The sequence below is a fragment of the Enterobacter cloacae complex sp. 370H10 genome, assembly GCF_050031535.1.
Lineage (GTDB): Bacteria > Pseudomonadota > Gammaproteobacteria > Enterobacterales > Enterobacteriaceae > Enterobacter > Enterobacter intestinihominis.
Genome location: NZ_JBLGWG010000001.1, coordinates 197,474 through 211,771 on the forward strand (window position 1 = coordinate 197,474; position 14,298 = coordinate 211,771).

Sequence of the window (14,298 nt, forward strand, 5' to 3'; positions counted from 1 at the left end):
GCCAGGATGATGACTCACTACATTATTTCCCCGCGAGTTAATTATGTTAATGCTATTTCTCACCGTGGCGTTAGTGCACATTGTTGCGCTGATGAGCCCTGGCCCTGACTTCTTCTTCGTGTCACAAACGGCCGTCAGCCGCTCCCGCAAAGAGGCGATGATGGGTGTGCTCGGTATCACCATGGGCGTTATGGTCTGGGCGGCGGTTGCGCTGCTTGGTCTGAACCTGATCCTGGCGAAAATGGCGTGGCTGCATAACATCATCATGGTTGGCGGCGGTCTGTACCTGTGCTGGATGGGCTACCAGATGCTGCGCGGGGCGCTGAAGAAAGAAGAGAAAAAGCCGGAAGAGCCAAAGGTTGAGCTGGCAACGGGCGGCCGTAGCTTTGTGAAAGGGCTGCTGACTAACCTGGCGAACCCGAAAGCGATTATTTACTTCGGCTCTGTGTTCTCGCTGTTTGTGGGGGATAACGTCGGTGCGGGCGCGCGCTGGGGGATCTTCCTGCTAATCGTTGTTGAGACGTTCGCCTGGTTTACCGTTGTGGCAAGCCTGTTTGCTTTACCGGCGATGCGTCGCGGCTACCAGCGCATCGCGAAGTGGATCGACGGCTTTGCCGGCGCACTGTTCGCCGGCTTCGGCATTCATCTCATCATTTCTCGCTAAGCATGACGCGCTGACGCAAGCAGCGCGCCAACCAGCATAAACAGCGAACCAAAGACTTTGTTCAGGGCCTTCATCTGCTTAGGCCCTTTGATCCACGCCGCAATTCGCTGCGCCAGCGTCGCGTAACCAATCATCACAATGATATCGACAATAATGGTGGTCGCGCCCAGCACCACGTACTGCATCACCTGGGGCTGATGCGGCACGATAAACTGCGGGAACAGGGCGGCGAGGAACACAATGCTTTTCGGGTTGGTCAGGTTAACGAATACCGCGCGCTTAAACAGGTGGCCGCGTGTTTGCGTCCGGGAGAGCGTATGCAGATCAATCGAGCCTGCGGCGCGCCACTGCTGAATGCCCAGCCAGATAAGATACGCTGCGCCAGCCCATTTCAGCACCTCGAAGGCCAGCACCGAACGGGAGAACAGCGTGCCCAGACCAATCCCCACCAGCACAATGTGAATGCCAAGCCCTGTCTGTAAACCGGCAATTGACGCCGCCGCGCCGCGATAGCCGTGATTAATGGAGGTGGTCATGGTGTTGATTGCGCCCGAGCCAGGTGAAAGGCTGAGGATGATGGATGTCAGCAGGTAAGCGAACCACCACTCGAAGGTCATTTGAAACTCCCGGATCGTCTGTTTTTATGCCACAATACGCTATTGTTGAGTCATTTTGTGACCGGTGACGAAAAAAACGATATTCCCTGAATTACGGGGGGTGGAAACCCAATGTTTCAGCAGAAAAAGGACTGGGAAACACGAGAAAACGCATTTGCTGCTTTCTCCATGGGGCCGCTGACCGATTTCTGGCGCCAGCGTGAGGAAGATGAGTTTATGGGCGTCGGGGATATCCCGGTACGCTTCGTTCGTTTCCATGATGAAAAAAATGACCGGGTGATTGTGGTTTGCCCCGGGCGCATCGAAAGCTATATCAAATATGCCGAGCTGGCGTATGACCTGTTCCATCTGGGCTTTGATGTGTTAATTATCGACCATCGCGGGCAGGGGCTATCCGGCCGGATGCTGCCGGATACCCATCGCGGCCACGTGGATAACTTCAGCGATTACGTCGACGATCTGGCCGCGTTCTGGCAGCAGGAAGTGCAGCCCGGACCGTGGCGCAAGCGTTATATTCTTGCCCACTCCATGGGGGGCGCGATCTCGACGTTGTTTTTGCAGCGCCATAAGCACCAGTGCGACGCCATTGCGCTGACCGCGCCGATGTACGGCATTGTGATACGTTTTCCTGACTGGATGGTGCGCCATCTTCTCGACTGGGCTGAGGGCCATCAGCGCATTCGTGAAGGCTATGCCATAGGAACAGGACGCTGGCGGGCGTTGCCGTTTGCCATCAACGTGTTAACCCACAGTCGGCAGCGTTATCGCCGCAACCTGCGTTTTTATGCCGATGAACCGCGTCTGCGGGTCGGCGGCCCCACCTGGCACTGGGTGCGGGAAGGTATTCATGCCGGTGAGCAGGTGCTGGCGGGCGTAGGCGATGATGACACGCCGACGCTTCTGATCCAGGCGGAAGAAGAGCGTGTGGTGGATAACCGCATGCATGACCGCTATTGTGAACTTCGCGCCGCGGCGGGCCATCCCTGTGAAGGGGGTAAACCGCTGGTCATCAACGGTGCGTACCATGAGATCCTTTTTGAAAAGGACGCTATGCGCTCAGTCGCGCTCAACGCCATTGTTGAATTTTTCAACAGGCATAACTGATTATTGTTTTCCACCAGAGGTTGAAATCCCTATGTACCAGGTTGTTGCATCTGATTTAGATGGCACGCTGCTTTCCCCCGACCACACCCTGTCGCCTTATGCGAAAGAGACCTTAAAACTCCTGACTGCCCGTGGCGTGAACTTTGTGTTCGCCACCGGCCGCCACCACGTGGACGTGGGGCAGATCCGCGATAACCTGGAGATCAAGTCGTACATGATCACCTCCAACGGTGCGCGCGTACACGACACGGAAGGCAACCTGATTTTTACCCACAATCTCGATCGCGACATCGCCACTGATTTGTTCGGCATTGTGCATAACAACCCGGATATCGTCACTAACGTTTATCGCGACGATGAGTGGTTTATGAACCGTCATCGCCCGGACGAAATGCGTTTCTTCAAGGAAGCCGTCTTCAACTACTCCCTGTATGAACCGGGTTTGCTGGATCCTGAAGGGATCAGCAAGGTGTTCTTTACCTGCGAAAGTCACGAAGCGCTGCTTCCGCTGGAGCAGGCGATCAACGCCCGCTGGGGAGACCGCGTGAACGTGAGCTTCTCCACGCTGACTTGTCTGGAAGTGATGGCGGGCGGGGTGTCCAAAGGTCACGCGCTGGAAGCGGTCGCGAAGCGTCTGGGCTTTGATCTGAAAGACTGCATCGCGTTCGGCGATGGCATGAACGATGCCGAGATGCTCTCCATGGCGGGCAAAGGCTGCATCATGCAGAACGCGCACCAGCGCCTGAAAGATCTGCACCCGGAGCTGGAAGTGATTGGCACCAACGCAGACAACGCGGTACCTAAGTATTTGCGCAAACTGTTCCTTGAATAATCTTCATTTGATTGTTTATTGTTCAGATGTCAACTAAAGAGTTCGCTACAATGCCTCTCCTTCTTTCTGAGAGACAAGCATTGTGGCGCTACTCATTATCACCACTATCCTGTGGGCCTTCTCCTTTAGCCTGATTGGCGAATACCTTGCCGGATCGGTCGACAGCTACTTTTCGGTGCTGATGCGTGTGGGGCTGGCGGCGCTGGTGTTCCTGCCGTTCCTGCGTACCCGCGGGCAATCGCTGAAAACCATTCTGCTGTACATGCTGGTAGGCGCAATGCAGCTCGGCATCATGTACCTGTTCAGCTTCCGGGCTTACGTCTACCTCTCCGTATCGGAATTTCTGCTCTTTACCGTGCTCACGCCGCTCTATATCACGCTGATTTACGACCTGCTCAGCAGGCGCCGCCTGCGCTGGGGATATCTGCTGAGCGCGGCGCTGGCAGTCATTGGCGCGGCGATAATTCGCTATGACAAGGTGAGCGATCACTTCTGGACCGGGCTGATGTTCGTCCAGCTCGCCAATATCAGCTTCGCCATCGGGATGGTGGGCTACAAACGCCTCATGGAGACCCGCCCGATGCCGCAGCATAACGCGTTTGCGTGGTTCTATATGGGCGCAGCGATTGTCGCGATTGCGGCATGGTTTATGCTCGGCAACCCGCAAAAGCTGCCAACCACCCCCGTGCAGTGGAGCGTTCTGGTCTGGCTGGGCGTGGTGGCGTCGGGGCTGGGCTACTTTATGTGGAACTACGGCGCGACGCAGGTAGACGCCGGAACGCTGGGGATCATGAACAACGTGCACGTGCCGGCGGGGCTACTGGTGAACCTCGCCATCTGGCAGGAACAGCCGCACTGGCCGAGTTTCCTTATTGGGGGAACGGTGATCCTGGCTTCGCTGTGGGTACATCGCCGCTGGGTCGCTCCGCGCTCCGCACAAACGGAAGATGGTCGCACGCGTGGTTCCGCGCTGAGCGAATAAACGCTTCCGTAATCGGCTGACGCTGCTCGCCGTCGCGCACGGCGGCGTACAGCCGGCTCCACAGTCCTTCACCCAGGGTTTTGGTAACCACCAGACCCTGGCGTTCAACCGTCTCGACCACCCAGTGCGGCAGCGCCGCAATTCCCATTCTGGCCGCCACCATCTGAATTAACAGCAGCGTGTTATCCACGCTTTTCAGCTGTGGGCTGATGCCTGCGGGTTGCAGGAAATGGCGCCAGATATCCAGACGACTGCGCTGTACCGGGTAAATCAGCAGGGTCTCCGTTGCCAGATCTTCCGGCGTGATACGCGTTTTGGCGGCCAGCGGATGGTCCGGGGCCAGCACCAGACGTACCTCAAAATCAAACATTGGCGAATAGTGCAGACCGCTGCGCGGCAGAATATCTGAGGTCATCACCAGATCCAGCTCACCCTGCTGAAGCGACGGCTGCGGATCAAACGTGACGCCGGACTTGAAGTCCATCTCCACCTGCGGCCACTTCTGGCGGAAGTTCTCAAGCGCGGGGGTCAGCCACTGAATACAGCTGTGACACTCAATGGCGATGCGCAGGGTGGTCTGCTGCGGCTCGTTGCAGGACTGCAACGCGCTGGCAATCTGCGGCAGCACCTGGTTCGCCAGCTGAAGCAAAATTTCGCCCTGCGGCGTAAAGCGCAAAGGCTGGCTCTTACGCACAAAAAGACGAAAGCCGAGGCGTTGTTCCAGATCGCTGAACTGGTGAGAAAGGGCAGACTGAGTCTGGTGCAGCGTGGCCGCTGCCGCCGCAAGAGAACCGCAGTTCCGCAACGCTTGTAGCGTTTTCAGGTGTTTTATCTCGATCATGAAAGTCCTTCACTTCGCCATGAACATTTTGCGCTTGAGGAATATACAGTACCTGCCAATTATAGATGTGTAAACATCTGGACGTCTAAATAACGAATTTCACAAGGGGCATACCATGACAATCCGCACTCACACTCTCGGTTTCCCTCGCGTTGGCCTGCGTCGCGAGCTAAAAAAAGCGCAAGAAAGCTACTGGGCAGGTAACGCCACCCGTGAAGAACTGCTGGCGGTGGGACGTGAGCTGCGCGCGCGTCACTGGGAACAGCAAAAACAGGCGGGCATTGACCTGCTGCCGGTGGGCGATTTCGCCTGGTACGACCATGTTCTGACCACCAGCCTGCTGCTTGGCAACGTGCCGGCTCGTCATCAGAACAACGATGGATCGGTGGATATCGATACCCTGTTCCGCATCGGCCGTGGCCGCGCGCCAACGGGTGAGCCAGCGGCGGCGGCGGAAATGACCAAGTGGTTCAACACCAACTATCACTATATGGTGCCGGAGTTCGTTAAAGGCCAGCAGTTCAAACTGACCTGGACCCAGCTTCTGGATGAAGTGGACGAAGCGCTGGCGCTGGGTCACCAGGTGAAACCCGTGCTGCTGGGGCCGATAACCTACCTGTGGCTGGGCAAAGTGAAAGGCGAACAGTTCGACCGCCTCAGCCTGCTGAACGACATTCTGCCGGTTTATAAGCAGGTGCTGATTGAGCTGGGCAAACGCGGCATTCAGTGGGTGCAAATCGATGAACCGGCGCTGGTGCTTGAGCTGCCGCAGGCGTGGCTGGACGCCTTCAAACCGGCGTATAACGCGCTCACCGGGCAGGTGAAGCTGCTGCTGACCACCTACTTCGAAGGCGTCACGCCGAACCTGAAAACCATTACCGCGCTGCCGGTTCAGGGTCTGCACGTTGACCTCGTTCACGGCAAAGACGATGTAGCAGAGTTGCACAAGCGTCTGCCAGTGGACTGGCTGCTCTCTGCCGGTCTGGTGAATGGTCGTAACGTCTGGCGTGCCGATCTCACCGAGAAATATGCACAAATTAAAGACATAGTCGGTAAACGTGAATTGTGGGTGGCCTCTTCCTGTTCCCTGCTGCATAGCCCGATTGACCTGAGCGTGGAGACCCGACTCGACCCTGAGGTGAAAAGCTGGTTTGCCTTCGCCCTGCAAAAGTGTGAGGAGCTGGCTCTGCTGCGCGATGCGTTGAACAGCGGCGACACGGCAGCGATTAGCGACTGGAGCGCTCCGATCCAGGCGCGCCGTCACTCGACGCGCGTGCATAACCCGGCAGTGGAAAAACGTCTGGCGGTTATCACCGCCCGGGACAGCCAGCGCCAGAGCCCGTATGAAGTGCGCGCCGAAGCCCAGCGTGCGCGCTTTAACCTGCCCGCGTGGCCGACCACGACAATCGGCTCCTTCCCGCAGACTACCGAGATCCGCAGCCTGCGCCTGGACTTCAAAAAGGGCAATCTGGATGCGAATCACTACCGCACCGGTATTGCGGAACACATCAAACAGGCGATTATCGAGCAGGAACGTTTAGGTCTGGACGTGCTGGTGCACGGTGAAGCCGAGCGTAACGACATGGTGGAATACTTCGGTGAGCACCTGGACGGGTTTGTCTTTACCCAGAACGGTTGGGTGCAGAGCTACGGCTCCCGCTGCGTGAAGCCGCCGGTGGTAATCGGCGACGTCAGCCGCCCGGAAGCGATTACCGTGGAGTGGGCGAAGTATGCCCAGTCTCTGACCGACAAACCGGTAAAAGGCATGCTGACGGGTCCGGTGACCATTCTCTGCTGGTCGTTCCCGCGTGAAGACGTAACCCGGGAAACCATCGCCAAACAGATCGCCCTGGCGCTGCGCGATGAAGTTGCGGATCTGGAAGCGGCCGGGATTGGCATCATTCAGATCGACGAACCTGCGCTGCGTGAAGGTTTGCCGCTGCGTCGCAGCGACTGGGATGCTTACTTACAGTGGGGCGTGGAGGCGTTCCGCCTCAACGCGGCCGTCGCGAAGGACGATACGCAGATCCACACCCACATGTGTTACTGCGAATTTAACGACATCATGGACTCCATTGCCGCGCTCGACGCCGATGTGATCACCATCGAGACCTCGCGTTCAGACATGGAACTGCTGGAGTCGTTCGAAGAGTTCGACTACCCGAACGAAATCGGGCCGGGCGTGTACGACATTCACTCCCCGAATGTGCCAAGCGTGGAGTGGATTGAATCGCTGCTGCAAAAAGCGGCCCAGCGCATCCCGGCGGAACGTCTGTGGGTAAACCCGGACTGCGGCCTGAAAACCCGTGGCTGGCCTGAAACCCGCGCGGCGCTGGCGAGCATGGTGCAGGCGGCGCAGAATTTGCGTCAGGCTTGATGAAATGTAGGCCCGGTCAGGCGTAGCCGCCACCGGGCTTTTTGCTTTTACGCTTTTTTCCCGCCGTACTGGCTAAACCATGTCAGCATCCGCTGCCAGCCATCTTTCGCCGATTCCGCATGATAGCTCGGACGATAATCGGCATTAAAGGCGTGCCCGGCTTCCGGATACACCACAATTTCCGCCTTCGCGTTTGCTGCGCGCAACGCATGGCGCATGGTCTCGACCGTATCAAGCGGGATCCCGGTATCCTGACCGCCATAGAGCCCCAACACAGGCGCATTTAAATCCGTGGCAATATCAACAGGTTGCTTCGGTGAATTCAGCGTTTTTTCACCCACCAGCTTGCCGTACCAGGCCACGGCCGCTTTTAGCTGCGGGTTATGCGCGGCGTACAACCAGCTAATGCGTCCGCCCCAACAGAAGCCAGTCACCATCAGACGATGCGCATCGCCACCGTTGCGCGCTGCCCAGCTGGCAACGTGGTCGAGATCGGCCAGCACCTGCGCGTCCGGCACTTTGCTGACCAGGTTGCTGAACAGCGTCGGGATGTCACTGTAATCATTCGGATCGCCCTGACGGAAATAGAGTTCCGGCGCAACGGCCAGGTAACCTTCCAGCGCCAGACGGCGGCAGAGGTCGCGAATATGTTCATGAACGCCAAATATTTCCTGCACCACGATCACGATGGGCAGCGGGCCATCGGCGGATTTTGGCCGCGCGTGGTACGCTGGCATGTTCTCTCCCTGGGAGGGAATGGAGGTCTCGCCTGCGGTAATGGCCTCTTCAGGGGTTGAGACGATGGTTGAAGCATGCGGGGCCGCAGCAGGTGCAAAACCGGTTTTTTCAGTCATGGCATTCTCCGTACCAATGAATGGATTAGCGCAAAGATAAATATAGACACCAGGTTAACAACCCACAGTGCCTTATAGCGTCTATCTTTTGTGCAGCACCCGGCGATATAACTTGTTAATGTGATGTGAATCACTATTTTATGGAAATTAACTGCAATCATTTTCATTCATGGTGAGGTGTGTCACGAAATAATGCACATTGCTTCTGTAAAGTACCGTTTTACTTCTTCTGACAAACCGACCCACAGAGGAGTCACCTATGTCTAAGTCTGATGTTTTTCATCTCGGCCTCACTAAAAACGATTTACAAGGGGCTACGCTTGCTATCGTCCCTGGCGATCCTGAGCGTGTGGAAAAGATCGCCGCGCTGATGGATAAGCCGGTTAAGCTGGCAGCGCATCGCGAATTCACCACCTGGCGCGCAGAGCTGGACGGTAAAGCGGTGATCGTGTGCTCTACCGGTATCGGTGGCCCGTCTACCTCTATCGCCGTTGAAGAGCTGGCACAGCTGGGCATTCGTACTTTCCTGCGCATTGGCACCACAGGCGCCATTCAGCCGCACATCAACGTGGGCGACGTGCTGGTTACCACCGCATCCGTGCGTCTGGACGGGGCAAGCCTGCACTTTGCACCGATGGAATTCCCGGCAGTGGCTGATTTCGAATGCACCACCGCACTGGTTGAAGCGGCGAAATCCGTGGGCGCCACCACCCATGTGGGCGTCACTGCCTCTTCCGATACCTTCTACCCGGGCCAGGAGCGTTACGACACCTTCTCTGGTCGCGTGGTGAGCCGTTTCAAAGGCTCAATGGAAGAGTGGCAGTCGATGGGCGTCATGAACTACGAAATGGAATCTGCGACGCTGCTGACCATGTGCGCAAGCCAGGGTCTGCGTGCCGGTATGGTGGCGGGCGTTATCGTCAACCGTACCCAGCAGGAGATCCCGAACGCTGAAACCATGAAGCAGACGGAAAGCCATGCGGTGAAAATCGTGGTTGAAGCGGCGCGCCGTCTGATCTAATTCTCTCTTCAGTGCTAAAAGGCCGACATGCTCGGCCTTTCTTTTTTGCGTAACGCCTCGCAGGAAAACCCTTTCAAACTGGACGTTCATACAGCACAATTCTATTTTGTGCGGTAATACGTTGATGCAGGGGGCATTGTGGATATCTCAATCCTGATTTATGCAGTGATTGCGCTGGTGAGCGTGGGAATTGGCTGGCTCATTTCCGGCTACCAGCATGCGCAGCAGAAAGCCGAACAGCTGGCAGAGCGCGAAGAGATCGTCGCCGAACTCAGCGCGACGAAACAACAGCTTGCGCTGTGTGACCACTGGCGCGATGAGTGTGAACTGCTCAATAACGAACTGCGCAATCTTCGCGACATTAACACCTCGCTGGAGGCCGATCTCCGGGAAGTGACCACCCGCCTTGAATCCACCCAACTGCACGCCGAAGACAAAATCCGTCAGATGATCAACAGCGAGCAGCGTCTTAGCGAGCAGTTTGAGAACCTCGCGAACCGCATTTTTGAGCACAGCAATCGCCGCGTGGATGAGCAGAACCGCCAGAGCCTGAACAGCCTTCTGACGCCGCTGCGTGAACAGCTGGACGGCTTTCGCCGTCAGGTGCAGGACAGCTTTGGTCAGGAGGCTCGCGAGCGCCACACGCTGGCGCATGAGATCCGTAATCTCCAGCAGCTGAATGCGCAGATGGCTCAGGAGGCGGTTAACCTGACGCGCGCACTGAAAGGTGATAACAAAGCGCAGGGAAACTGGGGCGAAGTGGTCATGACGCGCGTGCTGGAGGCCTCTGGCCTGCGTGAAGGATACGAATACGAAACGCAGGTCAGCATTGAAAACGATGCGCGCTCGCGGATGCAGCCGGATGTCATTGTTCGTCTGCCGCAGGGCAAAGATGTGGTTATCGACGCCAAAATGACGCTGGTGGCCTATGAGCGCTACTTCAACGCGGAGGATGACTATACCCGCGAAACAGCGTTGCAGGAGCATATCGCCTCCGTGCGTAACCATATCCGTCTGCTGGGCAGAAAAGATTATCAACAATTGCCGGGGCTGCGATCGCTGGATTATGTGCTGATGTTCATTCCGGTTGAGCCTGCCTTCCTGCTGGCGCTCGACAGACAGCCCGAACTGATCACCGAAGCGCTGAAAAATAACATTATGCTGGTCAGCCCCACCACGCTGCTGGTGGCGTTACGTACCATTGCCAACCTGTGGCGTTATGAGCACCAAAGCCGTAACGCGCAGCAGATTGCCGATCGCGCCAGCAAGCTGTACGACAAAATGCGGCTGTTTGTGGATGATATGTCCTCGGTGGGGCAAAGCCTGGATCGCGCGCAGGATAACTACCGCCAGGCGATGAAAAAACTCTCCTCCGGGCGCGGCAATTTGCTGGCGCAGGCGGAGGCGTTTCGCAGTCTGGGGGTGGAAGTTAAACGCGAGATTAATCCGGAACTGGTGGAGCAGGCTACGGCTCAGGACGAGGAGTTTCGTTTGCGTGAAGGCGATGGTGAGCAAAATAGCCGCAATGAAGACAATGGGTTAGCGGCGAGTTTATCCCCCGAAGCGCAGTCGGCGCGTTTCTTTCGCGGTGGTTGAAACGTAGGGCAAATGCGCCCAATCTGTTACACTTCACGAACATTTGACTGATTAGCAGGCTCTGAGATGGTTGACGATTCACAAGACACAACGCACTTTGGCTTTCAGACTGTCGCCAAAGCGCAGAAAGCTGACATGGTGGCCCACGTATTTCATTCCGTGGCGGCGAAGTACGATGTGATGAATGATTTGATGTCGTTTGGCATTCATCGCTTGTGGAAGCGCTTCACTATTGATTGCAGCGGCGTGCGCCGTGGACAAAAGGTGCTGGATTTAGCCGGCGGCACAGGGGATCTGACCGCTAAATTCTCCCGTCTGGTTGGCGAAACCGGTCGCGTGGTGCTGGCAGATATCAACGACTCCATGCTGAAAATGGGACGCGAAAAGCTGCGTAACATCGGCGTGGTAGGCAACGTTGAATATGTTCAGGCCAACGCCGAAGCGCTGCCGTTCCCGGACAATACGTTCGACTGCATCACCATCTCCTTCGGCCTGCGTAACGTGACCGATAAAGATAAAGCGCTGCGCTCTATGTACCGCGTGCTGAAGCCGGGTGGCCGACTGCTGGTACTTGAGTTTTCTAAACCGATTATCGACCCGCTGAGCAAAGCTTACGATGCCTATTCCTTCCACGTTCTGCCGCGCATCGGCGAGCTGGTGGCAAACGATGCAGAAAGTTACCGTTATCTGGCCGAATCCATCCGAATGCACCCGGATCAGGACACGCTGAAAGCGATGATGCAGGATGCGGAGTTTGAAAACGTGGAATACTTCAATATGACGGCGGGTGTCGTCGCGCTGCATCGTGGTTACAAGTTCTGAGTGGAGGTTTCCCGTGCCCATTAAACCCTTAGTCACCGCAGGCATCGAGAATGTACTGAATGCCTTTCTGTATCGCGCCCCGGCGCTAAAAACCGCACGTCAGCGGCTTAACGGAAAGGTGCTGCGTATCGTTTTAAAAGAGTTCTCGACGCCGCTTGTGCTGGTCTTCAGCGAACGCCAGCTTGACGTTCTGGGGGAGTGGGAAGGCGAGGCTGACTGCTCGGTGATTACGCACATGAGCGTATTGCCAAAACTGCGTGACCGTCAGCAGATGACGGCGCTTATTCGCAGCGGTGAGCTGGAGGTCGAGGGCGATATTCAGGTGGTACAGAACTTCGTTGCACTCAGCGATCAGGCTGAATTTGACCCCGCGGAACTGCTGGCGCCCTATATCGGCGACATCGCGGCTGAAGGGATAAGCAAAACGCTGCGCACGGGTTCCACTTTCCTGCGTAAAGGCCTGCTCCGTCAACAGCGCTATGCTGCCGAGGTGCTGACCGAAGAGTGGCGTATGGCCCCTGGGCCTTTAGAAGTCGCCTGGTTTGCAGAAGAGACCGCGGCAGTTGAGCGCGCAGTTGATGCGTTAACCAAACGGCTTGAAAAACTGGAGGGCAAATGACGCCTGGTGAAATTCGGCGCCTCTATTTTATCGTTCGCACCTTTTTGAGCTACGGGCTCGACGAGCTTATCCCCAGAATGCGTATCACCCTGCCGCTTCGGCTTTGGCGTCGCACGCTGTTCTGGATGCCGAATCGCCATAAGGATCAGGAGCTGGGCGCACGCCTGCGTCTTGCGTTGCAGGAGCTGGGACCGGTCTGGATCAAGTTTGGGCAGATGCTCTCAACGCGTCGCGACCTTTTCCCGCCGCAGATTGCCGATCAGCTCGCGCTATTGCAGGACCGCGTCGCTCCGTTTGACGGAGAGAGAGCGAAGAAACAAATCGAAGAAGCGATGGGCAATATCCCCATCGAGACCTGGTTTGATGATTTCGACATTCAGCCTCTGGCCTCTGCCTCTATTGCGCAGGTTCACACCGCGCGCCTGAAGGAGAATGGCAAAGAGGTGGTCATTAAGGTGATTCGCCCGGATATCCTGCCGGTTATCAGAGCGGACATGAAGCTGATCTATCGCCTGGCTCGCTGGGTGCCGCGTCTGTTGCCGGATGGCCGCCGTCTGCGTCCGCTGGAAGTGGTACGGGAATACGAAAAAACGCTCATCGATGAACTTAACCTGCTGCGTGAATCGGCGAACGCCATTCAGCTGCGTCGAAACTTTGAAGACAGTCCGATGCTGTATGTTCCGGAAGTCTATTCTGACTATTGCAGTCAGAACATGATGGTGATGGAACGTATCTACGGCATCCCGGTCTCGGACGTGGTAGCGCTGGAAAAACAGGGCACCAACATGAAGCTGCTGGCCGAGCGCGGTGTGCAGGTCTTCTTTACTCAGGTTTTCCGCGACAGCTTCTTCCATGCTGACATGCATCCGGGCAACATTTTCGTCAGCTATGAGCACCCGGAAGATCCGAAGTACATTGGCATCGACTGCGGTATTGTCGGCTCGCTGAATAAAGAGGATAAGCGTTATCTCGCCGAGAACTTTATCGCTTTCTTCAATCGCGACTACCGTAAGGTGGCCGAACTGCACGTGGATTCAGGCTGGGTTCCGCCAGATACCAACGTGGAAGAGTTTGAATTTGCGATCCGTACCGTCTGTGAGCCAATTTTTGAAAAGCCGCTCTCAGAGATCTCTTTCGGGCATGTTCTGCTCAACCTGTTCAACACCGCACGCCGTTTTAATATGGAAGTGCAGCCACAATTAGTTTTACTTCAGAAAACATTACTTTACGTTGAGGGCGTAGGCCGCCAGCTCTATCCTCAGTTAGACTTGTGGAAAACCGCGAAACCGTTCCTCGAATCCTGGATTAAGGATCAGGTCGGTATTCCAGCCCTGGTTCGCTCGCTTAAAGAGAAAGGCCCGTTCTGGATTGAAAAAATGCCAGAAATTCCTGAACTGGTTTACGACAGTTTGCGTCAGAGCAAGAACCTTCAGCACAGCATGGATAAAATCGCGCACGAGCTTCAATCCAGTCGCGTGCGTCAGGGGCAGTCCCGCTATCTCTTCGGAATTGGCGCGACGCTGCTGATAAGCGGCACGTTGCTGTTGATCAATCGTCCGGACTGGGAAATGATGCCAGCCTGGATTATGGCTGCCGGTGTGGTTGTCTGGCTTGCTGGCTGGCAAAAAACACGCTGAATTAGCGTCGCTATCGAGGGATTGCATACGTATAATGCGATCTGACTAATTAATCATCTATCACTGGGGAACACGCATGGGTGGTATCAGTATCTGGCAGTTAGTGATCATTGCCGTCATCGTTGTGCTGCTGTTCGGCACGAAAAAACTCGGATCAATTGGTTCCGACCTGGGCGCGTCAATCAAAGGCTTCAAGAAAGCCATGAGCGATGATGAGAATAAGCAGGAAAAAAGCGGTCAGGATGCTGATTTTACCGCTAAATCTATCGCCGATAAGCAGGACGAAGCCAAAAAGGAAGAGGCCAAACGTCACGATAAAGAGCAGGTGTAAT

The 14,298-nt window shown here is 56.1% G+C and carries 14 protein-coding genes; 11 read left to right on the plus strand and 3 right to left on the minus strand.

Annotated features, from left to right (window positions below; all coding sequences use genetic code 11):
- The first annotated feature begins 43 nt into the window (after positions 1–43).
- On the plus strand, positions 44–664 hold the full coding sequence (gene rhtC, locus ACQG2Q_RS00995; RefSeq protein ID WP_006179256.1) for a threonine export protein RhtC: 621 nt from the start codon (positions 44–46) through the stop codon (positions 662–664).
- Here rhtC and rhtB read toward each other — a convergent pair.
- Positions 661–1,281, minus strand: coding sequence for a homoserine/homoserine lactone efflux protein (gene rhtB, locus ACQG2Q_RS01000; protein WP_006812363.1), 621 nt, complete (start codon positions 1,279–1,281; stop codon positions 661–663). The genes rhtC and rhtB overlap by 4 nt on opposite strands.
- A 111-nt stretch (positions 1,282–1,392) precedes the next feature.
- On the opposite strand from rhtB, the gene pldB reads away from it, so the two are divergent.
- The 3 genes from pldB (at position 1,393) to ACQG2Q_RS01015 (ending at position 4,199) form a co-directional block, all read left to right on the plus strand.
- A complete protein-coding gene (gene pldB, locus ACQG2Q_RS01005) occupies positions 1,393–2,385 on the plus strand; it encodes a lysophospholipase L2 (protein WP_022646668.1) in 993 nt (330 codons plus the stop codon).
- A 31-nt stretch (positions 2,386–2,416) separates the two neighbouring features.
- A complete protein-coding gene (yigL, locus tag ACQG2Q_RS01010) occupies positions 2,417–3,217 on the plus strand; it encodes a sugar/pyridoxal phosphate phosphatase YigL (RefSeq protein ID WP_063850220.1) in 801 nt (266 codons plus the stop codon).
- 82 nt (positions 3,218–3,299) lie between these two features.
- Positions 3,300–4,199, plus strand: coding sequence for a carboxylate/amino acid/amine transporter (locus tag ACQG2Q_RS01015; RefSeq protein WP_003860795.1), 900 nt, complete (start codon positions 3,300–3,302; stop codon positions 4,197–4,199).
- On the opposite strand, the gene metR is transcribed toward ACQG2Q_RS01015, so the two are convergent.
- Entirely contained in the window at positions 4,087–5,040 is a 954-nt protein-coding gene (metR, locus tag ACQG2Q_RS01020; protein WP_015570000.1) for an HTH-type transcriptional regulator MetR, read from the minus strand. The two genes, ACQG2Q_RS01015 and metR, sit on opposite strands and share 113 nt — an antisense overlap.
- A gap of 115 nt (positions 5,041–5,155) precedes the next feature.
- On the opposite strand from metR, the gene metE reads away from it, so the two are divergent.
- Entirely contained in the window at positions 5,156–7,417 is a 2,262-nt protein-coding gene (gene metE / locus ACQG2Q_RS01025; protein ID WP_063850219.1) for a 5-methyltetrahydropteroyltriglutamate--homocysteine S-methyltransferase, read from the plus strand.
- A 47-nt stretch (positions 7,418–7,464) separates the two neighbouring features.
- Here the strand turns inward: metE and ACQG2Q_RS01030 are convergent, their stop codons facing one another.
- The gene (locus ACQG2Q_RS01030; RefSeq protein ID WP_023299052.1) at positions 7,465–8,271 is read right to left on the minus strand and encodes a dienelactone hydrolase family protein; all 807 of its coding nucleotides are present in this window, start codon (positions 8,269–8,271) and stop codon (positions 7,465–7,467) included.
- A gap of 259 nt (positions 8,272–8,530) precedes the next feature.
- Between ACQG2Q_RS01030 and udp the strand changes: the two genes are divergently transcribed.
- The 6 genes from udp (at position 8,531) to tatA (ending at position 14,297) form a co-directional block, all read left to right on the plus strand.
- Complete coding sequence (gene udp, locus ACQG2Q_RS01035) at positions 8,531–9,292, plus strand: uridine phosphorylase (RefSeq protein ID WP_003860792.1); 762 nt, start codon at positions 8,531–8,533, stop codon at positions 9,290–9,292.
- Between the two features lie 138 nt (positions 9,293–9,430).
- The gene (gene rmuC, locus ACQG2Q_RS01040) at positions 9,431–10,888 is read left to right on the plus strand and encodes a DNA recombination protein RmuC (RefSeq protein ID WP_063850217.1); all 1,458 of its coding nucleotides are present in this window, start codon (positions 9,431–9,433) and stop codon (positions 10,886–10,888) included.
- Positions 10,889–10,954: 66 nt separating this feature from the next.
- A complete protein-coding gene (gene ubiE, locus ACQG2Q_RS01045; protein WP_022646673.1) occupies positions 10,955–11,710 on the plus strand; it encodes a bifunctional demethylmenaquinone methyltransferase/2-methoxy-6-polyprenyl-1,4-benzoquinol methylase UbiE in 756 nt (251 codons plus the stop codon).
- 13 nt (positions 11,711–11,723) lie between these two features.
- Positions 11,724–12,329, plus strand: coding sequence for a ubiquinone biosynthesis protein UbiJ (gene ubiJ / locus ACQG2Q_RS01050; protein WP_022646674.1), 606 nt, complete (start codon positions 11,724–11,726; stop codon positions 12,327–12,329).
- Positions 12,326–13,966, plus strand: a complete 1,641-nt coding sequence (gene ubiB / locus ACQG2Q_RS01055; protein ID WP_022646675.1) for a ubiquinone biosynthesis regulatory protein kinase UbiB — start codon at positions 12,326–12,328, stop codon at positions 13,964–13,966. Before ubiJ ends, ubiB begins: the two co-directional genes overlap by 4 nt.
- A 76-nt stretch (positions 13,967–14,042) precedes the next feature.
- Positions 14,043–14,297: a Sec-independent protein translocase subunit TatA gene (gene tatA / locus ACQG2Q_RS01060; protein WP_022646676.1), complete on the plus strand. Its 255-nt coding sequence runs from the start codon at positions 14,043–14,045 to the stop codon at positions 14,295–14,297.
- The last annotated feature ends 1 nt before the right edge of the window (position 14,298 follow it).